Source organism: Pseudomonas sp. MH9.3, from assembly GCF_034354675.1.
GTDB lineage: Bacteria > Pseudomonadota > Gammaproteobacteria > Pseudomonadales > Pseudomonadaceae > Aquipseudomonas.
In genome coordinates this window covers 5,010,000-5,033,556 of record NZ_CP133785.1, presented here as the reverse complement: position 1 = coordinate 5,033,556, position 23,557 = coordinate 5,010,000, and the positions used below count along the sequence as shown (strand labels likewise).

Here is a 23,557-nt window from a genome sequence, read left to right as displayed (position 1 = left end):
CCCGGCAGGACGCCGGGTTAGCCGCGCTGGGCCAAGGATGGCCCATCGCGGCGGCCCACGCTCCAAAGCCTGCGTTCGGGCACACCGAGCCTGAGCGAGGTGCCGAGTGTTGGGGCGAAGCGTTTTGGGTTACTTTTTGCGCTCTTCAAAAAGTGACCCGCTGTAAGAGCGGAACCTCCAGCAGCCGTTACCGCAGAAACGGATAGGTACACCGAAAAATCGTCATCGCGGGCAAGTCGAATCGTCGCACCGCCGCTCCCATCGTTGATTTTCGCTGGTTTTAAAACCGCGACACACTCTTCATTGCCCCCACCAGGTACCGCATCGCCACCTGATCGTCCTCGGTCAGGGCGCGATATTGCGCCAGCAATTCAGCCTCGTCCGAACTCAACCTGCGACTACGCAGGGACATCCTGCGGGTCAGAAAACACGCCACCACACCCGCTACACCATAGGACTTGGCCATGGACTGTTTCTCCTGATAACGATCAAATGCTCCTTGCGCCCATTCTTTGCCTGCGATAAAGCGCAATACCTTCGCGGGCAAACCGACTGACTTCCTGGGCCAGAACCAGACGTACCCTAAGCGTAGAAACAATCTCGTCCGGTGTGGGATTTTTTTAGAGTATTCACTTAAAAAATTGCTTCGGTAACAAATACCTACAGCCTTTTCCCACACAGATGGACAAAGAAAAACCCACCGGACCCGGGTGGGTTTTTGGTGCAGCCTGCGCAGGATCAATCGCGCAGATCGGACTCGTGGATTGGCTGGTCGCGATGGGTCGCACGCTGATACTGCGCCGGCCAGGTTGCCTTGCGTCCGCCCAGGTCGTCATCGGCATGCAGGGGCCAGTACGGATCGCGCAGCAGTTCACGGGCGAGGAAGATCAGGTCCGCCTGGCAGGTGCGCAGGATATGCTCGGCCTGCGCCGGCTCGGTGATCATGCCGACGGTGCCGGTGGCAATCCCGGACTCCTTGCGCACGCGCTCGGCAAAACGCGTCTGGTAGCCGGGGCCGGTGGGGATTTCGGCGTTGGCGGCGGTGCCACCGGAGGAGACGTCGATCAGGTCCACGCCCAGGTCCTTCAGGCGGCGCGCCAGTTCCACGGTTTCATCGGGGTTCCAGCCGTCTTCTACCCAGTCGGTGGCCGACACACGCACAAACAGCGGCAGCTCCTGCGGCCAGACATCGCGTACCGCGCGGGTCACTTCGAGCACCAGGCGGATGCGGTTTTCGAAGGAGCCGCCGTACTGGTCCCGGCGCTGGTTGCTGATGGGCGAGAGGAATTGGTGCAGCAGGTAGCCGTGGGCAGCGTGGATTTCCACCACCTGGAACCCCGCCGTCAACGCGCGCCTGGCGGCCGCCACGAAGTCGGCAATCACTTGCTGGATCTGCCCTTCGTCCAGCGGCGTGGGCTGGGTGTGCTGCGGGTCGAATGCAATCGGCGAGGGCCCCACCGGCACCCAACCGCCGTCTTCCGGCTTGACGCTGCCATGCTTGCCGATCCACGGACGGTGCGTGCTGGCCTTGCGTCCGGCGTGGCCCAGCTGGATGCCGGCTACCGCGCCCTGGGCCGCGATGAAACGGGTGATGCGCTGCAGCGGCGCGATCTGTGCGTCGTTCCACAAACCCAAGTCCTGGGCGGTGATACGGCCATCGGCGGTCACGGCGGTGGATTCGGTAAAGATCAGCCCGGCGCCGCCCACCGCACGGCTGCCGAGGTGGACCAGATGCCAGTCGTTGGCCAGGCCATCGGCGCTGGAGTACTGGCACATCGGCGAGACCACGATGCGATTGAGCAGGGTCAGTTGGCGCAGGGTATAGGGTTCGAGCAGTTGACTCATGGCGCACCTCTTCCGGGTTCTGTGGGCACATCAACGGTGCCTGGAGCCTAGTCGACAACCGTCGATCACACAGGGTTCAGAAGGAAACACGGGAGCCGATTACCGGCTCCCGGGGCGCTGCGGTCTACATTTCGACCTGGGTGCCCAGCTCGATCACCCGGTTTACCGGGAGCTTGAAGAAGCGCAGGTTGCCGTTGGCGTTCTTCAACATGAAGGCGAACAGCGCTTCGCGCCAACGCGCCATGCCCTTGATGCGCGAGGCGATCACGGTTTCGCGGCTGAGGAAATACGTGGTGCGCATCGGGCTGAAATCCAGCTCTTCCAGATGGCACAACTTCAGCGCCTGGGGCACATCCGGCTCGTCGGTAAAGCCAAAGTGCAGGATCACCCGGAAGAAGCCCTCACCGTAGGCATCCACCTCGAAGCGCCGGGCGGTGGGTACGCGCGGAATGTCTTCGTAGACCACCGTCAGCAGCACCACTTGCTCATGCAGCACTTGGTTGTGCAGCAGGTTGTGCAGCAGCGCATGGGGCGTTGCGTCGGGCCGCGCGGTAAGGAACACCGCCGTGCCCTGCACGCGGTGAGGCGGCTGCACGCGGATGCTGTTGATAAAGATCGGCAGCGGCAGGCCGCCCTCGTCGAGGCGTTCCACCAGCAGTTGCTTGCCGCGCTTCCACGTCGTCATCAACACGAACAGCACGATCCCCGCCAGCACCGGGAACGCGCCACCCTGGATGATCTTCGGCACGTTGGCGGCAAAGTACAGCCCGTCCACCAACAGGCAGCAGAGCAACACCGGCACGGCCAGGATCGGTGGCCATTTCCACAGCAGCAGCATCACGGCCGACACCAGGATGGTGGTCATCAGCATGGTGCCGGTCACTGCCACGCCGTAGGCCGAGGCCAGCGCGTTGGAGGACTCGAAGCCCAGCACCAGCAGGATCACACCGACCATCAGCGACCAGTTCACCGCGCCGATGTAGATCTGGCCCTGCTCGGCGCTGGACGTGTGCTGGATGTGCATGCGCGGGATGTAACCCAGTTGGATCGCCTGGCGCGTCAACGAAAACGCCCCGGAAATGACCGCCTGGGATGCAATCACCGTGGCCAGGGTGGACAGCACCACCAGCGGGATCAGCGCCCAGCTTGGCGCCAGCAGGTAAAACGGGTTGCGCGCGGCTTCAGGGTCGCCCAGCAGCATGGCGCCCTGACCGAAATAATTGAGCACCAGCGCCGGCAGCACCAGGATGAACCAGGCGCGGGCGATGGGCTTGCGCCCGAAGTGGCCCATGTCGGCGTACAACGCCTCGGCGCCGGTCAACGCCAGTACCACTGCACCCAGAATCGCCACACCGATGCCGGGGTGAGCCTCGAAGAAACGCACGGCCCACATCGGGTTCAGCGCGCTGAGCACTTCGGGGTGCAGGGTGATGCCATACACGCCAAGGCCGCCGAGTACCAGAAACCAGGTGACCATCACCGGCCCGAACAGCTTGCCGATACGGTCGGTGCCGTGCTTCTGGATAAGGAACAGCGCGACCAGCACCACCAGCGCGATGGGCACCACCCACTTATCCACGCCATCGAAGGCCAGCTCCAGGCCTTCCACGGCCGACAGCACCGAGATCGCCGGGGTGATCATGCTGTCGCCATAAAACAGCGCCGCACCGCACAGGCCGCACACCACGAGGAAACTGCGCAGTCTCCTGCGCTCCCCCGCCGCACGTCGCGCCAGCGCGGTCAGGGCCATGATGCCGCCCTCGCCCTGGTTGTCGGCGCGCAGCACGAACAGCATGTATTTGATCGACACGACCCAGATCAGCGACCAGAAAATCAGCGCCAGAATCCCCAACACACCATCATGGTTGACCTGCACCCCATAACCGCCGGTGAATACTTCTTTGAGGGTATAGAGCGGGCTGGTCCCGATATCGCCGTAAACCACCCCAACCGCCGCCACCAGCATGCCTATCGGCTTGGCGTTTGAATGCTCGGCACCCGCCGCCTGACTACTTGCCTGACCCATCAACCACTCCTGCCCTTTGACCTGCGGCCATTTATAAACAACGCACCTGAGCGGACCCTAGCATGCGCCGTTTAACTTCTCGTAACAGACGTTTTATTGACTCACGGGGCTGGCCCGTGAGTAAAGGCGCGAAGCATAGCGCAGCACTCGTCGCATTTCGCTGATCAAGTCGTATTAGAGCCTTTTTGCCTTCATTGATCATACCTACTGCCGACCGTATATTTTCGCCCCACTCAGCAGTCGTGCATGGGCGGCGGAACCGGAACTCTCGACCGGATTACCTGATTATTTCAATCGAGGCTCTTCATAACGCGCTCAGTCGATATAGAAACTCAATCATCGAAATGTCTCTTTTAAGGTACATTAGTTATGTACGAAGTGAAGCACGTACTGTCTGCCAACGGTGTGGATATCTATCAAGCTTGGCTGGACACCGTGCAAGACAAGCGATCAAAAGCAAGAATCACCACCCGATTGGACCGAGCAGCCCTTGGCCACTTCGGAATGACCGAGCCGGTTGGTGGTGGGGTGTTTGAGATGAAACTCGACTTCGGCCCCGGCTTTCGCGTGTATTACGCAATTCAGGATCGAAGAATTATTTTCCTGCTGGGCGGTGGATCAAAGGCCAGACAGCAGAACGACATTGATCAGGCCAAGACTCTCTGGAAATCCTACAAGGTGCAGCAACAATGAATACTGGTACTCGCTCTCATGAAGACAGCGTCCTTGAAATGCTCCGAAACGACGAAGCATTTGCGCTCGAATACCTCTGCGTCGCGCTTGAAGAAATTGATGAAGCGGGTGGTGAGGACGCCTTCCTCGTCGCCGTCCGGCGTGTCGCGGAAGCGCGCGGTGGCATGCTCCACTTGTCTCAGAACACGGGACTCAACAGAGCAAATCTTTACAGATCAATAGCAGCAGGCGGCGATCCAAAGCTCTCCACTCTCCTGAAAGTACTACAGGCGCTAGGTGTGGGCATGTCCAGAGTGGTCGCGCATCGCTCAGAACAGGACGCCCACGCTTGAGAACATGGCAAGCGGCTACAAAATACCCACGCAGCACTCGTCGCATTTCCCCGCATAAAGCTGGTCAAGCGCGCCGCCCATCGCTAGAATTGCGCACTTTTTGATCAGAGGCACACCCAGTGCCCGGCAACCGCCTTGTCGTGCCCGACCGGCGGCGTCATTCAATACCGAGGTTAGACATGTCCACCACCATCGCAAAGGCCAACCCCAAGGTTGGCTTTGTTTCCCTGGGTTGCCCGAAGGCTCTGGTCGACTCCGAACGCATCCTGACGCAACTGCGCATGGAAGGCTACGACGTGGTGTCCACCTATCAGGACGCTGACGTGGTGGTGGTCAACACCTGCGGTTTCATCGATTCGGCCAAGGCGGAGTCGCTGGAAGTGATTGGCGAGGCCATCAAGGAAAACGGCAAGGTCATCGTGACCGGCTGCATGGGTGTGGAAGAAGGCAATATCCGCAACGTGCACCCCAGCGTTCTGGCCGTAACCGGTCCGCAGCAGTACGAGCAGGTGGTCAACGCCGTGCACCAGGTGGTGCCGCCGCGTCAGGACCACAACCCGCTGATCGACCTGGTGCCGCCCCAAGGCATCAAGCTGACGCCGCGTCACTATGCGTACCTGAAGATTTCCGAAGGCTGCAACCACAGCTGCAGCTTCTGCATCATTCCGTCGATGCGCGGCAAGCTGGTCAGCCGTCCGGTGGGCGATGTCCTCGACGAGGCACAGCGCCTTGTCAAATCCGGCGTCAAAGAGCTGTTGGTGATCTCCCAGGACACCAGCGCGTACGGCGTCGATGTGAAATACCGCACCGGTTTCTGGAACGGCGCGCCGGTGAAAACCCGCATGACCGAACTGTGCGAAGCCCTCAGCAGCCTGGGTGTGTGGGTGCGCCTGCACTATGTCTACCCGTACCCGCACGTGGATGAGCTGATCCCATTGATGGCCGCCGGCAAGATCCTGCCGTACCTGGACATTCCGTTCCAGCACGCAAGCCCCAAGGTGCTCAAGGCGATGAAACGCCCGGCGTTCGAAGACAAGACCCTGGCGCGCATCAAGAACTGGCGCGAGATCTGCCCGGAGCTGATCATCCGGTCGACCTTCATCGTCGGCTTCCCCGGCGAAACCGAAGAAGACTTCCAGTACCTGCTGGACTGGCTGACCGAAGCGCAACTGGACCGCGTCGGCTGCTTCCAGTATTCCCCGGTGGAAGGCGCTCCGGCCAACCTGCTGGACCTGGCCGTGGTGCCGGACGACGTCAAGCAGGACCGTTGGGAGCGCTTCATGGCGCACCAGCAGGCGATCAGTTCGGCGCGCCTGCAGCTGCGCATCGGCAAGGAAATCGAAGTGCTGATCGACGAGGTCGACGAACAAGGCGCCGTTGGCCGCTGCTTCTTCGATGCACCGGAAATCGACGGTAACGTGTTTATCGACGATGCCAGCGGCTTGAAGCCGGGCGACAAGGTCTGGTGCACCGTGACCGACGCCGACGAATACGACCTGTGGGCCGAAAAGCGCGACTGAATCTGCAAAGAAATACAAAAGCCCCGCCTCTGGACAAGAGGCGGGGCTTTTTTGGGTCTATTGTTTTGCCCATCAGAGCAGAGCGAGGCAAGGAGCAGCAGACATGCGCGAGCATTCGGTCATCCATACACCCAACACCGGCGACTACACAGAGTTGACGCGCATCTGGGAAGACTCGGTGCGGGCCACCCACGATTTCCTGCCGGACAGTTACATTGCGCTACTGAAAAACCTGGTGCTCACCCGCTACCTCGATGCGGTGATGCTGGTGTGCACCAAGGACACGCGCCAGCGCATCACCGGGTTCGCCGGGGTGGCGGCAGGCAAGGTCGAAATGCTGTTTATCAACCCGCTGCACCGAGGCCAGGGCCTGGGTCGCCAATTGCTGCGCTATGCAATCGAGCATTTGAATGCCGAGGCGCTTGATGTGAATGAGCAAAACCCCAAGGCACTGGGGTTTTACCTCAAGCAGGGTTTTGAAGTGGTCGGACGCACGGCCCATGACGGCCTGGGCCAGCCCTATCCGTTGCTGCACCTGCGTTTGCGTCAGCCATCCATGGCAAGCCCGCTCGCACATTTTCAAGCGCGCTGAAATGGGGCCGGGATTAACCGGCGCCAGGCAGGTACAATAGGCGCCCCTTTTTGTTACGGCCCTTGTCATGACTGACCCCATACGCCTCTCCAAACGCCTTATCGAACTGGTCGGTTGCTCCCGTCGGGAGGCTGAGCTGTTTATCGAAGGCGGATGGGTCTCGGTGGACGGTGAAGTGATCGACGAGCCGCAGTTCAAGGTCACCACGCAGAAGGTCGAACTGGACCCGGAGGCCAAGGCCACCGTGCCGGAGCCGGTGACCATTCTGCTGCACGCCCCGGCCGGCGTGGATGTCGAGACGGCGATGGCCTCGATCAGCGCCGAGACGCTGTCCGAAGAACACCGTTTCAGCAAGCGCCCGCTCAAGGGCCACTTCCTACGCCTGACCGCCAGCGCTGACCTGCAAGCCAAGGCCAGCGGCCTGCTGGTGTTCACCCAGGACTGGAAGATCCTGCGCAAGCTGACCGCCGATGCCGCCAAGATCGAGCAGGAGTATGTGGTGGAGGTCGAAGGCGACATGGTTGCCCACGGCCTCAACCGCCTGAACCACGGCCTGACGTACAAGGGCAAGGAACTGCCGCCGGTCAAGGCCAGCTGGCAGAACGAAAACCGCCTGCGCTTTGCGATGAAAAATCCGCAACCGGGCGTGATCGCGCTGTTCTGCGAAGCCGTTGGCCTGAAGGTTGTCGCCATTCGCCGCATCCGTATCGGCGGCGTGTCCATCGGCAAGGTGCCGGTGGGCCAATGGCGCTATCTGTCCGGCAAAGAGAAGTTCTAAACGCCGCTCCCCTTTTCTCGACACCGCCTATTGGGCGGTGTCCTCAGTTGAATATCAGGATTGCCCACCATGATTCACAACGACGTACTGCGCAGCGTGCGCTACATGCTCGACATCAGCGACAACAAGATGGTCGAGATCATCAAGATCGGCGGCATGGACGTGACCAAGGAAGACCTGCTGACCTACCTCAAAAAAGATGAGGAAGAAGGCTTTGTGTTCTGCCCGGACGAAGTCATGGCGCACTTCCTCGATGGTTTGGTGATCTTCAAGCGTGGCAAGGACGAAAGCCGTCCGCCGCAGCCGATCGAAACGCCGGTGACCAATAACATCATCCTCAAGAAGCTGCGCGTGGCCTTCGAACTGAAAGAAGACGACATGCACGCCATCCTCAAGGCCGCCGAGTTTCCGGTGTCCAAGCCGGAGCTGAGCGCACTGTTTCGCAAGTTCGGCCACACCAACTATCGCCCGTGCGGCGACCAGTTGCTGCGTAACTTCCTCAAGGGTCTGACGCTGCGGGTTCGTGCGTAAGCCATGACCTACAACGTCTCGCCTGTCGGCTTCGTGCGCTCCTGTTTCAAGGAGAAGTTCGCCATTCCGCGCCAACCGCAATTGGCGCCTGCCGCGCGGGGCGTGCTGGAACTGGTGGCGCCGTTCGACAAGGGTGAGGCGGTGCAGGGCCTGGAGCAGGTCAGCCATGTGTGGCTGCTGTTTGTGTTCCATCAAGCGCTGGAAGACAAGCCGCGCCTCAAAGTGCGCCCGCCGCGCCTGGGCGGCAACACGTCGATGGGTGTATTCGCCACCCGCGCCACCCATCGGCCCAATGGCATCGGCCAGTCGGTGGTGAAGCTGGACAAAGTGGAAGCGGGCCGCCTGTGGATTTCCGGGATCGATCTGCTCGACGGCACGCCGGTGCTGGATATCAAACCGTACGTGCCGTATGCCGACATCATCGACACTGCCACCAACGACGTTGCCAGCGCTGCGCCGCAACTGATCGGCGTGCAGTGGCTCAAGGCTGCGTTGCAACAGGCGCAAGGCCATGCCCAGCGCCTGGAAGAGCCGCTGGTGGAACTGATCGAGCAGTGCCTGGCGCAAGACCCGAGGCCGGCGTATCAGGTGCCAACGTCAGAGCGCGAATATGGGGCGCAGTTCTGGGATGTGGATGTGCGTTGGCACTATCCGGAGCCCGGGATGATTTGCGTGCTGGAAGTGCTGCCGGCTCAATAGCACGCAAACCAGATGTGGGAGGGGGCTTGCTCCCGATAGCGGAGTGTCAGTCACTGTCTCGGGTGACTGATACTCCGCTATCGGGAGCAAGCCCCTCCCACATTTTTTTGGATCTGTGTTGTTACTGGCTCGGTATTACTTTTCGACGAAGGCGCGTTCGATCAGGTAATCACCCGGCTCACGCATGCGTGGCGAGACCTTCAGGCCGAAGCTGTTCAGCACTTCGCTGGTTTCGTCCAACATGCTCGGGCTGCCGCACAACATGGCGCGGTCGTCCTCGGGGTTGATTGGCGGCAGGCCGATGTCGGTGAACAGCTTGCCGCTGCGCATCAGGTCGGTCAGGCGGCCTTCGTTTTCGAACGGCTCGCGGGTCACGGTCGGGTAGTAGATCAACTTGTCACGCAGGGCCTCGCCGAAGAATTCGTTCTGCGGCAGGTGCTCGGTGATGAATTCGCGGTAGGCGACTTCGTTGACGTAACGCACGCCGTGGCACAGGATCACTTTTTCGAAACGCTCGTAGGTTTCCGGGTCCTGAATCACGCTCATGAAGGGCGCCAGGCCGGTACCGGTGCTGAGCAGGTACAGGTGTTTGCCCGGCTTTAGATCGTCAAGCACCAGGGTGCCCGTCGGTTTCTTGCTGATGATGATCTCGTCGCCTTCCTTCAAGTGCTGCAACTGGGAAGTCAGCGGGCCATCCGGCACCTTGATGCTGAAGAACTCCAGATGCTCTTCCCAGTTCGGGCTGGCAATCGAGTAAGCGCGCATGAGCGGGCGGCCGTTGGGCTGTTGCAGGCCGATCATCACGAACTGACCGTTCTCGAAGCGCAGGCCCGGATCGCGGGTGCACTTGAAGCTGAACAGAGTGTCGTTCCAGTGATGAACACTGAGGACACGCTCGTGGTTCATGTTGCTCATGTACGGGGGACTCCTGGGAATGGGTCTGCGCCAAAGATGTGGATGCGCAATTGCACAGCATTCTAATGGCGGCGACAATATCTGTTAACTGGATTATTAAGATAAGGGTTATCGGTTATATCGATATGCGATTTACTCTCCGTCAACTGCAAGTCTTCGTCGCCGTCGCCCAGCAGGAAAGCGTTTCGCGCGCTGCTGGCCTTCTGGCCTTATCGCAATCCGCCGCCAGCACCTCGATCACCGAGCTGGAGCGTCAATCCAGCTGCCAATTGTTCGACCGCGCCGGCAAACGCCTGAGCCTCAACGCCCTCGGCCATCAGCTCTTGCCCCAGGCAGTGGCGCTGCTGGACCAGGCCAAGGAGATCGAGGACCTGCTCAACGGCAAGTCCGGCTTCGGCTCCCTGGCGGTCGGCGCGACCCTGACCATCGGCAATTACCTGGCTACCTTGCTGATCGGCAGCTTCATGCAGCAGCACCCCGAAAGTCAGGTGAAGCTGCATGTGCAGAATACGGCCAACATCGTGCATCAGGTGGCGCACTACGAGATTGACCTGGGTCTGATCGAAGGCGACTGCAGCCACCCGGATATCGAAGTGCAAACCTGGGTGGAAGATGAGCTGGTGGTGTTTTGCGCGCCGCAACATCACCTGGCTAAACGCGGCACGGCCAGTCTGGACGAGCTGACCCGTGAAGCGTGGATTCTGCGGGAACAAGGCTCGGGCACGCGCCTGACCTTCGACCAAGCCATGCGCCATCACCGCAGCACGCTGAATATCCGCCTGGAGCTGGAGCACACAGAGGCGATCAAACGCGCGGTGGAATCGGGTTTGGGGATTGGCTGCATCTCACGCCTGGCGCTGCGCGACGCCTTCCGCCGCGGCAGCCTGGTGCCGGTGGAAACACCGGACCTGGACCTGGCCCGGCAGTTCTACTTCATCTGGCATAAACAGAAATACCAGACCTCGGCGATGCGCGAGTTTCTGGAGCTGTGCCGCGCCTTCACCGCAGGCGTCCAGCGCAGCGACGAGATCGTGCTGCCGAGTATTGCCTGAGGATCAGACGAGGATCACGGCCCACACCAGCGCGATCATGGTCAGCGCCACAAACTGCGCGGCGCTGCCCATGTCCTTGGCGTTCTTCGACAGAGGGTGGAGGTCCAGGGAGATACGGTCGATGGCCGCTTCCACCGCTGAATTGAGCAGCTCGACGATCAACGCCAGCAGGCACACTGCGATCATCAGCGCCCGCTCGACCCGGCTGACACTCAGGAAAAAGCTCAGCGGCACCAGGACGACGTTGAGCAGCACCAACTGACGAAAGGCCGCCTCGCCGGTGAAGGCTGCGCGCAGGCCATCCAGTGAATAGCCCCCAGCGTTGAAGATACGTTTGATACCGGTTTGACCCTTGAAAGGCGACATAGATGTAGGCAACTGAACCAAAGAAGTGGGGAAACTAGATCACGCAAAGTCAAAAAAGCGTGAAGCGGTAACAGCTTAGTGCTGCGAAATTGACTCAAGTTGTTGCAAGAGCAACGCCGCCTGGGTTCGCGTACGCACCCCAAGCTTGCGAAAGATTGCCGTGACGTGGGCCTTGATGGTCGCTTCCGACACGCTCAGCTCGTAGGCAATCTGCTTGTTCAGAAGCCCTTCGCAGACCATGGTCAATACGCGGAACTGCTGGGGCGTCAGGCTCGCCAGGCCATCACGGGCCGCCTTGGCTTCGTCGGACACGTTGATCTCTTCAAACGCCTGCGGCGGCCACGACACATCACCGTCCAATACCGTGCGCACAGCCTGCTGAATATCTTCCATGGCGCTGGACTTGGGGATGAAACCGCTGGCGCCGAACTCCTTGGAGCGCACCACCACATCAGCGTCTTCCTGGGCCGAGACCATCACCACCGGGATCTGCGGATACTGCCCACGCAGCAGCACCAGCCCGGAAAAGCCATAGGCGCCCGGCATGTTCAGGTCGAGCAGCACCAGGTCCCAGTCGGCTTTTTCGGTGAGGCGTGCTTCCAGTTCGGCAATGCTGGCCACTTCGACCAGGCGAACATCCGGACCCAGGCCCAGAGTGACGGCCTGATGCAGCGCACTGCGAAACAGCGGATGGTCATCGGCTATCAGGATTTCGTATGTGGCCATTGATTAAATGATCCTGTTTTTATGGGGCCCCTGATCGGCGCCCAGCTTGCTCAGCGCTGCCTGAAGGGTCAAGCACTACGCCGTGGGCATTTTAGCGGGTTGTGGCGTTACCTTGCCATCATGGCTTTGCCGTCGGGACAAAGGGCACAAGGCGCGTGTGGACGTTGTCGGTCGGGTCCAGTGGCAACTGGAATTTGGCGGCCAGGTAATGGGTGCTGAACACGTCGAGGTAGGCGTCGAGTACTTCGCTGGCGACCAGGTCGTCGGCCAGCTCCAGGCACAGGGCTGCAACTTCGGCCGTGCAGAAATGATCATCACGCTTGGAGCGCCGCAGCTTGTAGCGCGACAGCTGGTCCGGCGCCAGGCTCAGCACCGGCAGATGCTCCAGGTAGGGGCTCTTGCGAAACATCTTGCGCGCCTCGCTCCAGGTGCCGTCCAGCAGGATGAACAACGGGCGCTTGCCCTCCTCCACGCGAACTTCACTGACCACCCGCTCAGGCGTCACAAACTCACCGGGAAACACGATGTAGGGTTGCCACTGCGGGTCGGCCAACAAAGTGAGCAAACCCGGATCAACCTCGGTGCGCGACCAGGCGAATGCGCGGGTGTCGTGAATGACATCCGCAATCAGCCAGCCGGTGTTGCTGGGTTTCATCGGTTCGACATCGTGCATCAACAGGCACATGGCCGACCGGGCGTGGACCGCTGGTCGCCAGGCGCACAGGCAATACTCGGGAATCACACGGCAGTTGGGGCAACGTTCGGCGCGCGAACCACGGTTGAGGAAGGGGCGCACGGCTCGCGCCAGGCGCTCGGTGCGCAGGCGGAAAACGGCGTGGCTCATCGGGTGCGCCGCAAAATCGGGTCAATCGACACGGGAAAAACTCGTGGCAGGTAAAAGTGGCCGCAGTTTACCAGCGATACGCCTGGCTGTAGTGGCCAGGGCTCACCTATAATCTCGCGCCACTGAACGCACAGCCCTGTGGCGGGTCTATGCACCAGTAACCGAATCAGGAGAGTTTCATGCTGCGTTCCATGCTGCGCCTTGCTGCCCCGTCCATCGCCCTCGCGCTGGTGCTGCCTGTTGGCGCCCAGGCGGCCTCACTGCTGGAGGCCCAAATGAACAGGAAGCTGCAAAGCGTCGCGGCCGAAAGTAACAAGGACCTGCCCCGGGAAATCGACGAAAAAACCCTGGAAGTGGCCTACACCGTTGAAGGCATGCAACTGATCGATCACCTCAGCGTTCTGCCTGACCGCGCCGAACAGATGCGCGCCAACCCCAAGGCTGTGTATTTCCAGCTGGGCCAGAGCGTATGCCTGAATCCGGGTTACCGCGAGCTGATGGCCAAGGGCGCGGTAATGCGCTACGAAATTACCGAGAACAAGACCAACCGCCCTGTGGCGTCGGTCAAGTTCGTGGAAGCGGATTGCCCGGCACCGACCGCCGCGAAAAAGAAAAAGTAAGCCCTGCTTGATCCTCTCGTGCCCAGGACCCTGGGCGCGTGACTCCCCCGCGTCAGTTTCTCCCGTACAGCCAGACACTTGCTTGACCGCCAATAAGCGGTTGCCAGCCAAGGGTTTTTCGGCCCATGATCAAGCCATCCCATCCTTTCGCTCGCAGCAGTTTCACTGCTGTTCTGTAATATTTTTCAGGGCAAAAAAGGAGAAGTTGAATGCCTTATGAATCGAATGAGCTTCTATTACGTCACTTTGAAGAAAACGGGACTGATCTCACGCAGCAGGTCGACGCGCAGCTCCAACTGATCGCTCCCAACAGTCAGAATATCCCTTTGTATCGCGACATGATTCTTACCGTCCTGCGCATGGCCCAGGACGATCGGGACCGCTGGAATGCCAAAATCACCCTGCGCGCCATCCGCGAGCTGGACCATGCCTTTCGCGTGCTGGAGCAGTTCAAGGGCCGGCGCAAGGTAACCGTGTTCGGCTCAGCCCGGACGCCGATGGAAAGTCCGTTGTACGCACTTGCAAGGGAAGTCGGCGCCGCCCTTGCACGCTCGGACCTGATGGTCATCACCGGTGGCGGTGGCGGCATCATGGCTGCGGCGCATGAAGGTGCAGGCCTGGAGCACAGCCTGGGGTTCAACATTACCCTGCCGTTTGAACAGCACGCCAACCCGACCATCGATGGCACCGATAATCTGCTGTCCTTCCATTTCTTTTTTACCCGCAAACTGTTCTTCGTCAAGGAAGCCGATGCGTTGGTGCTGTGCCCCGGCGGTTTCGGCACGCTGGATGAAGCGCTGGAAGTATTGACGCTGATCCAGACCGGCAAAAGCCCACTGGTACCCGTGGTGTTGCTGGATGCGCCGGGAGGCGGTTTCTGGCAAGGCGCTTTGGACTTTATCCACAGCCAACTGGAAGCCAACCGCTATATCCTGCCCACCGACCTCAAGCTGGTGCGATTGGTGTACAGCGCAGAAGAAGCAGTGGAAGAAATCAACCAGTTCTATGCCAACTTCCATTCCACACGCTGGCTGAAGCGCGAGTTTGTGCTGCGCATGCATCACGCCCTCAGCGAGCGTGCAATGGCTCACCTGCAGGATGAGTTCGCCAGCCTGCGCTTGAGCGGAGAATTCCAGCAACGGGCCTACACCGGCGAAGATCACGATGAACCGGGGTTCAGCCACCTGACGCGACTGGTGTTCAACTTCAATGGTCGCGATCAAGGCCGTTTGCGTGAGCTGGTGGATTACATCAACTTGCCGGAGAACTGGGCAGAGGCCCAGGGGAAAGCGCAGCAGCGAGTGGCGCCGGAACCAGCTTGATTTTTGAGCAAAAAAAAAGGCCCACTATTTTCATAGTGGGCCTTTTCTGCACAGTGCTTTAAATTTTGCCAAATACACTCAATGTGGGAGGGGGCTTGCTCCCGATAGCGATAGTTCAGTCACCGTTGTACTGACTGAAACACTGCTTTCGGGAGCAAGCCCCCTCCCACATTTTTTACACGCATTATTTGATGGCGGAATTATCAACGGTCTTGATGAACGCGCCAGTCAAATCACGGTAGATATTGAGCTGCGCATTATCGGATTTACGAGTTGCCAGTACATTAATGTCATTTACCGAATCACCGTTCACATCAGACTGGACGGAAACAGCGATGGGTGTCAGCGTGTTACCCGCTGAAAATGGAATATAGGTAACCGCACCGTTCGATGTAATGACTTTTACCCCTACAACACCAGAGTCCGCATCTGCATAAAGGTTGTAGGTGTCACCGTTAAGCGTGTCGGTATCATAAAGCACATTGTTGCCTACCGGCTCGGCAGCACTTGTAATCATGATGGCATCGACATCGGCGCCATCGGTGCCCGGGATTACACTGGTGCTGTTGCTGGTGTCGACCACCTTCACATAAGGATAAGCAAGCACCTTATCGACTTGTCCGTCGATATTGAAACCTGCCCAAGAGCCTGAACCACCGGATGCCTGGGAGACAATCGTGGGTGTCAGCCTGGTGTACGACACGCCATTGGCTGAGACGTACACATCAAATGAATCCCACCAGCCAGCCTCATACACGTAGATGTCGACAGCTGAAGTACCATCAGCCTTGAGCGCATTGGGGCCCACTTTAAATACTGCGCTGCCACTCTTTCCCAGGGACAGGTACTTACCATCCGGCGTGCCCACTGCATTACTTTGAATAGCGCCGTCACCAGATGCCCCACTTCCAGGACTATAGTCAACGACTGACGTCACGAATCCCACAGCAGTTCCAGGAGACTCTGCATAGGTAGAGTATTTTTCGGCATGGGCTGCGGCAGACAATAGGCACATAAGCGCGATGATGATCTTCTTCATACTGATTCCTTTCTGTTTCATGGGACTCCTTTATGGCGGATCAAAGCGAAGCTCCGATTTTTGTGACTCAACGAATTTCTGGAACAAAAAAAACCCACTATTTTCATAGTGGGCTTTTTCTGCACCGCGCTCTAACTACAAGCGCGTTCAAGGTACGAAGAGACTTAACCCTCCCACCTACTTATATGCTGTTCAATCGTCCATATCCCGGCCGCTTAACAAACGACTGATCATCTCCATCGAAAAACCGCGATAACTCAAAAAACGCCCTTGCTTCGCGCGCTCCCTGGCATCAATTGGCAGATGGCCAGAAAACTTGCGACGCCAGGTGTCTTCCAGCTGCGCTTGCCAACTGATACCGCACTCGCGCAGGGCAAGGTCGATATCGGCACGTTGCAGACCACGCTGGCTCAGCTCTTCGCGGATTCGCGCAGGGCCATAACCGGAGCGGGCTCGATAGGACACGAAACTTTCGAGATAACGGGATTCCGACAGCAGCCCTTCTTCCGTTAAACGGTCCAGGGCTGTTTCGATCATTTCGGGCTCTGCGCCGCGCTGACGCAATTTACGCGTCAGCTCGACCCGACCATGCTCGCGGCGAGCGAGCAGGTCCATTGCAGTGCGCCGAACGGCGACGAGTGTATCCAATACAACGGTCATCGTTTGCTTCAGATATCAGTGTCAGCTTCTTCCACTTCTTCAACCGGCTCACGGTTGGCGGCAGCCTTCACATCCGGCGCTGCGGTAAGCAGCTTGTCGCGAATCTGCTTCTCAAGCGTGGCCGCGATATCCGGGTTCTCTGCCAGGAACTTGGCCGAGTTGGCCTTGCCTTGGCCGATCTTGCTGCCGTTGTAGGCATACCAGGCACCGGACTTCTCGACGAAACCGTGCAGCACGCCCAGGTCGATCATCTCGCCGTTCAGGTAGATACCCTTGCCGTAAAGAATCTGGAACTCAGCCTGACGGAACGGCGGAGCGACCTTGTTCTTCACGACTTTAACGCGGGTTTCGCTACCGACTACTTCGTCACCTTCTTTCACCGCGCCAGTACGGCGGATATCCAGACGGACCGACGCGTAGAACTTCAGCGCGTTACCACCGGTGGTGGTTTCCGGGCTGCCGAACATCACGCCGATTTTCATACGGATCTGGTTGATGAAGATAACCAGACAGTTGGCGTTCTTGATGTTACCGGTGATTTTACGCAGCGCCTGGGACATCAGACGGGCTTGCAGGCCCACGTGCATGTCGCCCATTTCGCCTTCGATTTCAGCCTTGGGTACCAGGGCTGCCACGGAGTCGACCACGATCACGTCGATGGCGTTGGAGCGCACCAGCATGTCGGTGATTTCCAGGGCCTGCTCGCCAGTGTCCGGCTGGGAAACCAGCAGGTCGTCGACGTTGACGCCCAGCTTGCCGGCGTACTCGGGGTCGAGGGCGTGCTCGGCGTCGACGAATGCGCAGGTCGCGCCCATCTTTTGTGCCTGGGCAATCACCGACAGGGTCAGAGTGGTTTTACCGGAAGATTCAGGACCGTAGATTTCGACGATACGGCCTTTTGGCAGACCGCCAATGCCGAGCGCGATGTCCAGACCCAGAGAGCCAGTGGAAATAGCCGGGATCGCCTGACGGTCGTGATCGCCCATACGCATTACGGCACCCTTGCCGAATTGACGTTCGATCTGACCCAGGGCCGCAGCCAAGGCTTTCTTCTTGTTGTCGTCCATTAAAGTCCTCACGTAATCAATAAGGCCTGGCGGCCAACACCTGTATAAGTAGACAGTATTGTTCCACAAAGATCAGAGATCGCCTACCCCTGATTTTCCATTTCTGCTGCAGCTCGTCGCAACAAGCCCTCCAGCGCGGCCTTTACCGTTTGTCGGCGGACCTCATCCCGGTTGCCGGGAAAGTGCGCCAACTGCGCCGACACCTCATCACCCACCCCCCACGCCAGCCAGACGGTGCCCACCGGTTTGTCCGGCGAACCACCATCGGGGCCGGCCACGCCACTGACTGCCACGGCAAAGCGCGACAGGCTTTTCTCCTGCGCACCACGCACCATCGCTTCCACTACCTGCTGGCTGACCGCCCCAACCTTGGCGAACAACGGCTCCGGCACATTCAATTGCCGAGTCTTCTGCCGATTGGAATAGGTGACATAACCCGCCTCGAACCAGGCCGAGCTGCCGGGGATTCGCGTGATGGCCTCTGCGATGCCGCCGCCCGTACACGACTCGGCCGTGGTGACATGGGCATTGAGCACCTGCAAACGGCGGCCAAGTTCAGCGGCAAGCTGGGTGATTTCGTTCACGGTCGTCTCCGGGAGTGGGCGGGCGTTCACCTACCCTACAGGAGCCAATCAACCATGCAAGTTGCAGCGTGCATCAAGACGCTAACGCACAATCGCTCGCACATAGGCCTGGCACGCACGCAAGGCGATCAGGGCGTTATCACCGTCGTCGGTGATGCCGATAATTCGCTGAGCATGCGCCGGGTCAAGTCGGGCTCGCGGGGCTGCATGAACCACGCTGCCGGTGGCGGTGGGGGCAGGCACTGCACTGCAACTGATGGCGTCGGCGGGGTCGAGAAGGACTGACAGCCGCACATCAGCAGTGGCCAGGCGGTCACGCAGAGCAGTCTGGTTACGTTGGGCATCGCTCAACTCCTGTGCATGTTGTTTGTCGCTGGCGCTGAGCTGCTGCTCAAGGGCCAGGCGTTTATCCTGTTCTGCCTGTTGCTGGCGCAACGCCGCCTGGCTTTGCTGGCTGAGCGCCTGTGCATGGTCTGCCGACTGGCGCTCAAGCTGCGCCCCCAAACGCCAGGCCTGCACCTGCCACACCACGGCAATCAACAGGCCGAAACCGATCAGTCGATACACCGCTAGAAAGCGCATAACACCGCCTTCGCCTGTTCCCATAATTGCAAACGATCCTCCAGGCCATTAAGTCCGCCATTGATACGCCGCGTGATGGTGGTGAACTGGTCTATATCTGCCAGCTCGTTCAGGCCATTGCTCTGCCAGAACCACGCCGCAGACGCACAGGCCCACTGCGGCTGCTCCAGCAGTTCAGGTTGTTGCAACAGACGGTCATCACCGAACAGTGCCTGGCTGCAGGCCAGGTAGTTGCGCCGCCCGGTGACCTGGATCAGTCCCCTGCCCCGATACTTCTGGCCGTCGCCATCGGCTTGGGGCGTATTGCCCAGGCGCGCGGCCAGGGTACCGGTGTCGTATTTGCTGAGGTATTGATCACTGCCCAGTTCGCGCACATAGCGCAGTTGGCCGGACTCGTGGCCGATCTGTGCGAGGAACGCCGCCCAGCGTTTTGCGGTATTGATCTCATAAAGGACGCTGGCGTCATTCAACGCCGTTAAAAAAAAGCCCGCTCTGGGGCGGGACAAGGGCATGACATTAATAAGCTGCGCGAGTGATATCACCATGGTTGTTACTCTGGAAAAAGCCTATGTCGACAAACCGCCGGCAATGATGGAACTGCGATAGCCCGTCGCCGGGTCGCCCACGTGCGTCACCTTATTGATCGACCAGCGGCCCTGCATGTACGACGGCCAGGACTCATCCAACAGCAACAGACCTTCGGCGGCCAGCAGCGGGTTACCCGGACAATCGATCATCAATGTCAGGCCCTCGCGGCCGACCCGACGCAATTCCGCTTCAGCAACGGACTGCGCTTCGGCCTGGTTCTGATAGCGCTGGCGCAGTGTTTTGAACGGCGCGACGCCAACCTGGGCCACACGTTGCTTGCCCGCTGCGGCATCCCACCAGGCAGCGCGACTGCCCATGTACTTCGAGCGCGATTTTTCGTCGAGCGTGGCGGTGATGAAGGCCGGTTCACCGGGGCGATTGTCGCGGGTCACCGATAACGTGACGTCCGGCAACAGTTGACCGGAAAGCGTTTTGACCCGCCCGGCTTCCGCCAGCACATACAGCTCGTTGATCGGCTTGGTCACCGCACGATAACGCTTGGCCAAACGGGTGATGAATGCCATGTCGCTTTCGTTGGACTGGTCGACGTGGGCAATCGCGATCCCGTCCAGCTCGGGCGCCACGCGCGGTGAGTAGCCGTGGCGACTGACCAGTTGGCGAAACAGTGCGCCCAGGGTGGTCGGCCCGTAACTGGCAGAGCGACGCTGACGATAGCCACTGGCATCCTGCACGCTGAAAGGTGCAGCAGTGGCGACGATCATCAAGCGCATGGGAAACAGCACCGGCGTTCTTTGGGTAATCACGAACTCGCCTTTCTCCACCAGTCCTGACTCCTGATAACCGACTCGCAGGCCGATCTTACCGCTCAGGCTTGGCAAGCCCTCCAGGCCCTCGATATTGAGGGTCAGTTCCAGCCGATCGGCCTCAATGCCCGCCGCATCGGTGTGACTCCAATGCATCAAGCGTTGATTGAGCAGCGCCGCATTGGCGCCGTAAAATTCCACGCTGGGGGTAAATCCCTGTGCCATGTCGCCTCCTTAATCCCAGGCCGAAACGGGACGCACGGCAGAAGGCCGCGACGCCAGCTCAGGCACAATCACCCACACACCTGCCGGCAGCACCGGGCCGTACTCGGCAAGCTCAGGGTTCAGACGCCAAAGCGTTTCCTCCGCGCTATCGTCGCAACGGCCCAGCTCCCGGTAGAGCAGCAGGTTGACCGAATCCCCGGCAATACTTCGCACTCTACGCATTGACGAATTCCTCCAGTTCAAGGGTCCAGGTCATGACCATGGCGGTGCCGTCATCGATCACGTTGCTTTGGGCTTCCGTCACCGAATTGATCCGCCACAGGCCCCAATTGCGGCCGATACCGTCGACCAACGGCAGCGGCGCGCGGGCATTCTGCAAGGCACGCAGTTCGTCCAGTCGCTGCATGCCCACGGCGTACATCGCGGTACCGCCGAAGGTCAGTTTTTCCAGCTTCTGGCCGTTCTGTCGCGACTGCGGCTTGCTGGCGATAATCGCCAGGTCCTGCCAGCCGCCATCGCTGGCGCGGGACAGCGTGGAATAGGCGAACCCTCGGGACAGGCCAAAAATAAAGTCGCCGAGCACCATTTGTTGTCGCATCAATCACCTCCTGATGGATCGGCCAGTGCCGCATTACGTCGGATGCCCAGGGTGTCGGTCACCATCGGCAGGCATTGGAACTGCAGGGCCTGGATCACCTGATTGACGACCTGCTGGGCATCGGCGAGGTTGACGCCGGTGATCTGGATACTGGGTGAAAGCGTGACCTGGACGTTGTCGGTGCGGGCACTGTTGAGTTCCTTGCTAAGCGCGTTAGGCGCAGGCAAGCGATCATTTGAGCTGAACAGTTTGTCACCCAGCCAACTGCCTGCTTCGCTGCCCAGCAAGCCACCGATGGCGCCGCCGACTGCGGTGCCAATACCAGGGAAAACCAGGGTGCCGAGCGCGGCGCCGGCGGATGCTCCTGCCCAGGCGCCGCCAGCGGTGCTAAGGCCAGCACCGACGGCCTTGGCGTCGCCATTGCGTACGCCCTGGACCACGTCAACGGCGGTGTCGACATACTTCAGCGGGCCAAGGCGGCGGGCGCCGGCAGACTCCAGCTTACTCATCGCGCCCAACAGCCCAGAGGTAGGTATTTTTGGAGGATGAGTTACCACGGGCACGGCTGAACGCTCATGGCTGGGGGGCGCCGTGTGTGGTTGGGTGGTTGCGCGAACTTCGGAGAGCAGGGGCACGCCCCCGCGTTCCAAGGCTTCAACCAGCCCCGGCGTTCCACTTGATATCGAATGACGCAGATCAGTGCTGGTGGTTCGGCTATTTACCTGGACGCTGTGCGACTGCAAGCCTTGTCCGGGTGCTCCGGCATGGAAACCATTGGACTGCGCCGGGAATAAGGGTTTTATGAAGCGCTCAGACAGGCTGCGTAGCGTCGACATCACGACACCGCTTTTCACAGGTGCCCGCTTTGTAATCACCGGCCTCGCCACAGAGGCCTGTTTCTTCTGCGCCTCCCGTCTCTTCTGCGTGTTGCGCGCCCTCTGGTTTTTCTGCGAGTTGGGCCTATTGCTACCCTTTTTCCTGGCAGAAGAGCCTCTGCGACTGGAGCGGCGACTGCTCAGTGAGGCTTGGGTTGCAGTGGCACAGCAGCACGACTGATCTTTTTTAAAGCCGTCGCTCTTGAACAGTTTGCTGAGTCCCCAAGGCAGTTTGCCCAGCGTCACGTCGACCACATTGCTAGTCACCCGACTTTTTATCGTATCTCCCAAACCCGAAAAAAAGTCGGTAAACACAGGTGAAAACACCGGGAGAATCACCGCCTCAGCGGTTTTCACAGTGGTGGCGGCAGCCGGCGATGTGCCGGCCCAAGCATTGGCTCCGTCCATCACGTCGGTCTTGGTCTGGAGCCACACGTCTTCCCAGAGTACCGGTGCAGGCTTGAGCGTCGTGGAGAGCCGCTCCTCGCTCATTGAGGACGCTTCGCGCAGTTGCGTTATGGTTTTTTCCTTGATAGCTGGCACAGCAAACGAGTGTTGAAAGGCCGCGACCGGATCGAGGCTCTTTACGTCGCGCAGCGTCATGGCTTCACGGATCACCCGCAGTTCTTGCGATGTGCTCGACTTAGCTTCGGTGGTTGTCTTCTCATCGCTGCGCTTTTCAAGTTTGGGCGGTTCAATGCCCATCGTCTTAAGCTGCGAAAAGGAGGCTTGCAGCGCGTCCACATCATCGCGCAGTAATCCCAGGGACAGCGAAAGACCATTGAGTTGCAAGCCGGCATTGGTCAGCGCCAGGCCCATCGAGGACAATGGCGCCGCCTCTGCATGATTTTCAGATACCCACTGGCCTGGGTTAATACTACCGGCACCCTTCGCGCCGCCTGCGTTGCTGAATACACCCTGGCTATCCTTGACCATGGCATATGCGAGCGAATACTTGTCCTGCATCCCGCTTACTCCTGTTTGACGCCAAGGCGAGTGATCGCGATGTCGTAGCGGCGCAACGCTTTTGCGGCATCCCAATCGAGGATGTCCGCTTCATTTACCGAGTAAACCAGCGGTACCACATCAAGGATCACTTCGATGTCGCGCTGCGAAAGAAGTCCGCCGGTTGATTTAAAAAATCGTCGATGCGCTCCTGCAATTGCGTCCAGTCAGGCACGGTCAAGTCGCCCAGGTCAGGGATCATCAGGCCGGTGCAGTGAGCGGTGATGAACTCGGCGCGCTCTTTGTTGGTGGCGATTTTTTTCATCACCTTGGTGGCACGCAGGGCGGGCATTTCCAGGGGCAGTTCGGTCAGTGTGCGGCCGGCGGCATTGAGCGGCAGCAGCAACTGGACGGGTTGGTCGTGGCGACTTTCTTCGTGCGTTTGCAGGAAGAACGACGCCGGGCGAGTCGACATTTCATGCACGTATTGCGCAATGCTCACGTAGTCCGGGCGCTTGAGTTGGTCGAGCTCTTTTTCCGACAGGCCGGTGGCGAGTTTCGCCAGTTCGAAAAACTGGTCGTCCTCGTCATCACCGGCCCGGGCCAGCGCGTCTTTCTGCGCGGCGTAGAACAGCGGTTTGAGTTGCACTTGCTCGATCGCAGCGCCGGTGTCGGCGGTGATCGGGGACAGCAGGCGGTGCAGCGGTGGCATCCAGGCCATGGGGCTATTCCTTGATGAAAGTGGGATAAAAGCAGCGCAACCGTGAAG

29 protein-coding genes are annotated in these 23,557 nt (G+C 59.7%); 10 read left to right on the top strand and 19 right to left on the bottom strand.

Annotated elements, in window-relative coordinates; genetic code table 11:
- Positions 1-280 precede the first annotated feature (280 nt).
- The 3 genes from RHM60_RS22385 to RHM60_RS22375 form a co-directional block, all read right to left on the bottom strand.
- A complete protein-coding gene (locus RHM60_RS22385) occupies positions 281-466 on the bottom strand; it encodes a hypothetical protein (protein ID WP_209989400.1) in 186 nt (61 codons plus the stop codon).
- Between the two features lie 272 nt (positions 467-738).
- On the bottom strand, positions 739-1,845 hold the full coding sequence (locus tag RHM60_RS22380; RefSeq protein WP_231421906.1) for an NADH:flavin oxidoreductase/NADH oxidase: 1,107 nt from the start codon (positions 1,843-1,845) through the stop codon (positions 739-741).
- 124 nt (positions 1,846-1,969) lie between these two features.
- Positions 1,970-3,871: a potassium transporter Kup gene (locus RHM60_RS22375; protein ID WP_209989395.1), complete on the bottom strand. Its 1,902-nt coding sequence runs from the start codon at positions 3,869-3,871 to the stop codon at positions 1,970-1,972.
- A gap of 369 nt (positions 3,872-4,240) precedes the next feature.
- Here RHM60_RS22375 and RHM60_RS22370 point away from each other — a divergent pair, with 369 nt between their 5' ends.
- The 7 genes from RHM60_RS22370 to tsaA all read left to right on the top strand — a co-directional run bounded on the left by RHM60_RS22370 (position 4,241) and on the right by tsaA (position 9,016).
- The gene (locus tag RHM60_RS22370; protein ID WP_231421898.1) at positions 4,241-4,564 is read left to right on the top strand and encodes a type II toxin-antitoxin system RelE/ParE family toxin; all 324 of its coding nucleotides are present in this window, start codon (positions 4,241-4,243) and stop codon (positions 4,562-4,564) included.
- On the top strand, positions 4,561-4,896 hold the full coding sequence (locus RHM60_RS22365; RefSeq protein WP_231421894.1) for an addiction module antidote protein: 336 nt from the start codon (positions 4,561-4,563) through the stop codon (positions 4,894-4,896). Before RHM60_RS22370 ends, RHM60_RS22365 begins: the two co-directional genes overlap by 4 nt.
- 179 nt (positions 4,897-5,075) lie before the next feature.
- Positions 5,076-6,416, top strand: a complete 1,341-nt coding sequence (gene rimO, locus RHM60_RS22360) for a 30S ribosomal protein S12 methylthiotransferase RimO (protein ID WP_046384502.1) — start codon at positions 5,076-5,078, stop codon at positions 6,414-6,416.
- Between the two features lie 103 nt (positions 6,417-6,519).
- Positions 6,520-7,008 carry a GNAT family N-acetyltransferase gene (locus tag RHM60_RS22355; RefSeq protein ID WP_322212817.1) on the top strand — a complete coding sequence of 163 codons (489 nt, stop codon included), beginning with the start codon at positions 6,520-6,522 and terminating at the stop codon, positions 7,006-7,008.
- Between the two features lie 67 nt (positions 7,009-7,075).
- Positions 7,076-7,786: an rRNA pseudouridine synthase gene (locus RHM60_RS22350; RefSeq protein ID WP_322212815.1), complete on the top strand. Its 711-nt coding sequence runs from the start codon at positions 7,076-7,078 to the stop codon at positions 7,784-7,786.
- Between the two features lie 69 nt (positions 7,787-7,855).
- Entirely contained in the window at positions 7,856-8,317 is a 462-nt protein-coding gene (locus RHM60_RS22345; protein WP_057007725.1) for a DUF1456 family protein, read from the top strand.
- Positions 8,318-8,320: 3 nt separating this feature from the next.
- Complete coding sequence (gene tsaA / locus RHM60_RS22340) at positions 8,321-9,016, top strand: tRNA (N6-threonylcarbamoyladenosine(37)-N6)-methyltransferase TrmO (protein WP_209989380.1); 696 nt, start codon at positions 8,321-8,323, stop codon at positions 9,014-9,016.
- 135 nt (positions 9,017-9,151) lie between these two features.
- Here tsaA and fpr read toward each other — a convergent pair whose 3' ends face one another.
- A complete protein-coding gene (gene fpr / locus RHM60_RS22335; protein WP_003231344.1) occupies positions 9,152-9,931 on the bottom strand; it encodes a ferredoxin-NADP reductase in 780 nt (259 codons plus the stop codon).
- A gap of 125 nt (positions 9,932-10,056) precedes the next feature.
- On the opposite strand from fpr, the gene RHM60_RS22330 reads away from it, so the two are divergent.
- Complete coding sequence (locus RHM60_RS22330) at positions 10,057-10,983, top strand: LysR family transcriptional regulator (protein ID WP_003231346.1); 927 nt, start codon at positions 10,057-10,059, stop codon at positions 10,981-10,983.
- Between the two features lie 3 nt (positions 10,984-10,986).
- Here RHM60_RS22330 and RHM60_RS22325 read toward each other — a convergent pair whose 3' ends face one another.
- From RHM60_RS22325 to RHM60_RS22315, 3 genes are all read right to left on the bottom strand, one after another.
- Positions 10,987-11,349, bottom strand: coding sequence for a diacylglycerol kinase (locus RHM60_RS22325; protein WP_209989377.1), 363 nt, complete (start codon positions 11,347-11,349; stop codon positions 10,987-10,989).
- 75 nt (positions 11,350-11,424) lie between these two features.
- On the bottom strand, positions 11,425-12,075 hold the full coding sequence (gene erdR / locus RHM60_RS22320; RefSeq protein WP_003231349.1) for a response regulator transcription factor ErdR: 651 nt from the start codon (positions 12,073-12,075) through the stop codon (positions 11,425-11,427).
- Between the two features lie 118 nt (positions 12,076-12,193).
- Complete coding sequence (locus RHM60_RS22315; protein ID WP_322212814.1) at positions 12,194-12,919, bottom strand: tRNA-uridine aminocarboxypropyltransferase; 726 nt, start codon at positions 12,917-12,919, stop codon at positions 12,194-12,196.
- Between the two features lie 179 nt (positions 12,920-13,098).
- Here RHM60_RS22315 and RHM60_RS22310 point away from each other — a divergent pair, with 179 nt between their 5' ends.
- Both RHM60_RS22310 and RHM60_RS22305 read left to right on the top strand, forming a co-directional pair.
- Complete coding sequence (locus RHM60_RS22310) at positions 13,099-13,539, top strand: PA3611 family quorum-sensing-regulated virulence factor (RefSeq protein WP_057007719.1); 441 nt, start codon at positions 13,099-13,101, stop codon at positions 13,537-13,539.
- Positions 13,540-13,748: 209 nt separating this feature from the next.
- Positions 13,749-14,861, top strand: coding sequence for a TIGR00730 family Rossman fold protein (locus RHM60_RS22305; protein WP_322212813.1), 1,113 nt, complete (start codon positions 13,749-13,751; stop codon positions 14,859-14,861).
- A gap of 184 nt (positions 14,862-15,045) precedes the next feature.
- Here the strand turns inward: RHM60_RS22305 and RHM60_RS22300 are convergent, their stop codons facing one another.
- The 12 genes from RHM60_RS22300 to RHM60_RS22245 form a co-directional block, all read right to left on the bottom strand.
- Positions 15,046-15,900 (bottom strand): hypothetical protein, encoded by an 855-nt coding sequence (locus tag RHM60_RS22300; protein ID WP_322212812.1) that lies wholly within the window; start codon positions 15,898-15,900, stop codon positions 15,046-15,048.
- A gap of 192 nt (positions 15,901-16,092) precedes the next feature.
- A complete protein-coding gene (recX, locus tag RHM60_RS22295; RefSeq protein WP_012722522.1) occupies positions 16,093-16,560 on the bottom strand; it encodes a recombination regulator RecX in 468 nt (155 codons plus the stop codon).
- 8 nt (positions 16,561-16,568) lie between these two features.
- Positions 16,569-17,627, bottom strand: a complete 1,059-nt coding sequence (recA, locus tag RHM60_RS22290; RefSeq protein WP_003231359.1) for a recombinase RecA — start codon at positions 17,625-17,627, stop codon at positions 16,569-16,571.
- Positions 17,628-17,710: 83 nt separating this feature from the next.
- Positions 17,711-18,211, bottom strand: coding sequence for a CinA family protein (locus tag RHM60_RS22285; RefSeq protein ID WP_209989366.1), 501 nt, complete (start codon positions 18,209-18,211; stop codon positions 17,711-17,713).
- 81 nt (positions 18,212-18,292) lie between these two features.
- Complete coding sequence (locus RHM60_RS22280) at positions 18,293-18,793, bottom strand: lysis system i-spanin subunit Rz (protein WP_322212811.1); 501 nt, start codon at positions 18,791-18,793, stop codon at positions 18,293-18,295.
- The gene (locus RHM60_RS22275; protein ID WP_209989360.1) at positions 18,781-19,338 is read right to left on the bottom strand and encodes a glycoside hydrolase family 19 protein; all 558 of its coding nucleotides are present in this window, start codon (positions 19,336-19,338) and stop codon (positions 18,781-18,783) included. The genes RHM60_RS22280 and RHM60_RS22275 overlap by 13 nt, the downstream gene beginning before the upstream one ends.
- A gap of 21 nt (positions 19,339-19,359) precedes the next feature.
- Positions 19,360-20,370, bottom strand: coding sequence for a contractile injection system protein, VgrG/Pvc8 family (locus RHM60_RS22270; RefSeq protein ID WP_231421870.1), 1,011 nt, complete (start codon positions 20,368-20,370; stop codon positions 19,360-19,362).
- A gap of 9 nt (positions 20,371-20,379) precedes the next feature.
- Positions 20,380-20,592: a tail protein X gene (locus RHM60_RS22265; protein WP_057007712.1), complete on the bottom strand. Its 213-nt coding sequence runs from the start codon at positions 20,590-20,592 to the stop codon at positions 20,380-20,382.
- The gene (locus RHM60_RS22260) at positions 20,585-20,968 is read right to left on the bottom strand and encodes a phage tail protein (protein WP_003231366.1); all 384 of its coding nucleotides are present in this window, start codon (positions 20,966-20,968) and stop codon (positions 20,585-20,587) included. Before RHM60_RS22260 ends, RHM60_RS22265 begins: the two co-directional genes overlap by 8 nt.
- Positions 20,968-22,809, bottom strand: a complete 1,842-nt coding sequence (locus RHM60_RS22255; protein WP_322212809.1) for a phage tail tape measure protein — start codon at positions 22,807-22,809, stop codon at positions 20,968-20,970. Before RHM60_RS22255 ends, RHM60_RS22260 begins: the two co-directional genes overlap by 1 nt.
- A 5-nt stretch (positions 22,810-22,814) precedes the next feature.
- Positions 22,815-22,940, bottom strand: coding sequence for a hypothetical protein (locus tag RHM60_RS22250; protein WP_015371366.1), 126 nt, complete (start codon positions 22,938-22,940; stop codon positions 22,815-22,817).
- Positions 22,937-23,509: a phage tail assembly protein gene (locus RHM60_RS22245; protein ID WP_322212808.1), complete on the bottom strand. Its 573-nt coding sequence runs from the start codon at positions 23,507-23,509 to the stop codon at positions 22,937-22,939. Before RHM60_RS22245 ends, RHM60_RS22250 begins: the two co-directional genes overlap by 4 nt.
- Positions 23,510-23,557: the final 48 nt, after the last annotated feature.

Bases quoted from the DNA above. Each gene is read 5' to 3' on its own strand.
- RHM60_RS22300 (WP_322212812.1), bottom strand. From the start codon at position 15,900: ATGAAGAAGATCATCATCGCGCTTATGTGCCTATTGTCTGCCGCAGCC.
- RHM60_RS22245 (WP_322212808.1), bottom strand. From the start codon at position 23,509: ATGGCCTGGATGCCACCGCTGCACCGCCTGCTGTCCCCGATCACCGCC.
- RHM60_RS22325 (WP_209989377.1), bottom strand. From the start codon at position 11,349: ATGTCGCCTTTCAAGGGTCAAACCGGTATCAAACGTATCTTCAACGCT.
- RHM60_RS22385 (WP_209989400.1), bottom strand. From the start codon at position 466: ATGGCCAAGTCCTATGGTGTAGCGGGTGTGGTGGCGTGTTTTCTGACC.
- RHM60_RS22255 (WP_322212809.1), bottom strand. From the start codon at position 22,809: ATGCAGGACAAGTATTCGCTCGCATATGCCATGGTCAAGGATAGCCAG.
- fpr (WP_003231344.1), bottom strand. From the start codon at position 9,931: ATGAGCAACATGAACCACGAGCGTGTCCTCAGTGTTCATCACTGGAAC.
- RHM60_RS22280 (WP_322212811.1), bottom strand. From the start codon at position 18,793: ATGCGCTTTCTAGCGGTGTATCGACTGATCGGTTTCGGCCTGTTGATT.
- RHM60_RS22310 (WP_057007719.1), top strand. From the start codon at position 13,099: ATGCTGCGTTCCATGCTGCGCCTTGCTGCCCCGTCCATCGCCCTCGCG.
- RHM60_RS22345 (WP_057007725.1), top strand. From the start codon at position 7,856: ATGATTCACAACGACGTACTGCGCAGCGTGCGCTACATGCTCGACATC.
- RHM60_RS22270 (WP_231421870.1), bottom strand. From the start codon at position 20,370: ATGGCACAGGGATTTACCCCCAGCGTGGAATTTTACGGCGCCAATGCG.
- RHM60_RS22265 (WP_057007712.1), bottom strand. From the start codon at position 20,592: ATGCGTAGAGTGCGAAGTATTGCCGGGGATTCGGTCAACCTGCTGCTC.
- recX (WP_012722522.1), bottom strand. From the start codon at position 16,560: ATGACCGTTGTATTGGATACACTCGTCGCCGTTCGGCGCACTGCAATG.
- erdR (WP_003231349.1), bottom strand. From the start codon at position 12,075: ATGGCCACATACGAAATCCTGATAGCCGATGACCATCCGCTGTTTCGC.
- RHM60_RS22275 (WP_209989360.1), bottom strand. From the start codon at position 19,338: ATGGTGATATCACTCGCGCAGCTTATTAATGTCATGCCCTTGTCCCGC.
- RHM60_RS22365 (WP_231421894.1), top strand. From the start codon at position 4,561: ATGAATACTGGTACTCGCTCTCATGAAGACAGCGTCCTTGAAATGCTC.
- RHM60_RS22315 (WP_322212814.1), bottom strand. From the start codon at position 12,919: ATGAGCCACGCCGTTTTCCGCCTGCGCACCGAGCGCCTGGCGCGAGCC.
- RHM60_RS22330 (WP_003231346.1), top strand. From the start codon at position 10,057: ATGCGATTTACTCTCCGTCAACTGCAAGTCTTCGTCGCCGTCGCCCAG.
- RHM60_RS22375 (WP_209989395.1), bottom strand. From the start codon at position 3,871: ATGGGTCAGGCAAGTAGTCAGGCGGCGGGTGCCGAGCATTCAAACGCC.
- RHM60_RS22370 (WP_231421898.1), top strand. From the start codon at position 4,241: ATGTACGAAGTGAAGCACGTACTGTCTGCCAACGGTGTGGATATCTAT.
- RHM60_RS22355 (WP_322212817.1), top strand. From the start codon at position 6,520: ATGCGCGAGCATTCGGTCATCCATACACCCAACACCGGCGACTACACA.
- tsaA (WP_209989380.1), top strand. From the start codon at position 8,321: ATGACCTACAACGTCTCGCCTGTCGGCTTCGTGCGCTCCTGTTTCAAG.
- RHM60_RS22350 (WP_322212815.1), top strand. From the start codon at position 7,076: ATGACTGACCCCATACGCCTCTCCAAACGCCTTATCGAACTGGTCGGT.
- RHM60_RS22305 (WP_322212813.1), top strand. From the start codon at position 13,749: ATGCCTTATGAATCGAATGAGCTTCTATTACGTCACTTTGAAGAAAAC.
- RHM60_RS22260 (WP_003231366.1), bottom strand. From the start codon at position 20,968: ATGCGACAACAAATGGTGCTCGGCGACTTTATTTTTGGCCTGTCCCGA.
- rimO (WP_046384502.1), top strand. From the start codon at position 5,076: ATGTCCACCACCATCGCAAAGGCCAACCCCAAGGTTGGCTTTGTTTCC.
- recA (WP_003231359.1), bottom strand. From the start codon at position 17,627: ATGGACGACAACAAGAAGAAAGCCTTGGCTGCGGCCCTGGGTCAGATC.
- RHM60_RS22380 (WP_231421906.1), bottom strand. From the start codon at position 1,845: ATGAGTCAACTGCTCGAACCCTATACCCTGCGCCAACTGACCCTGCTC.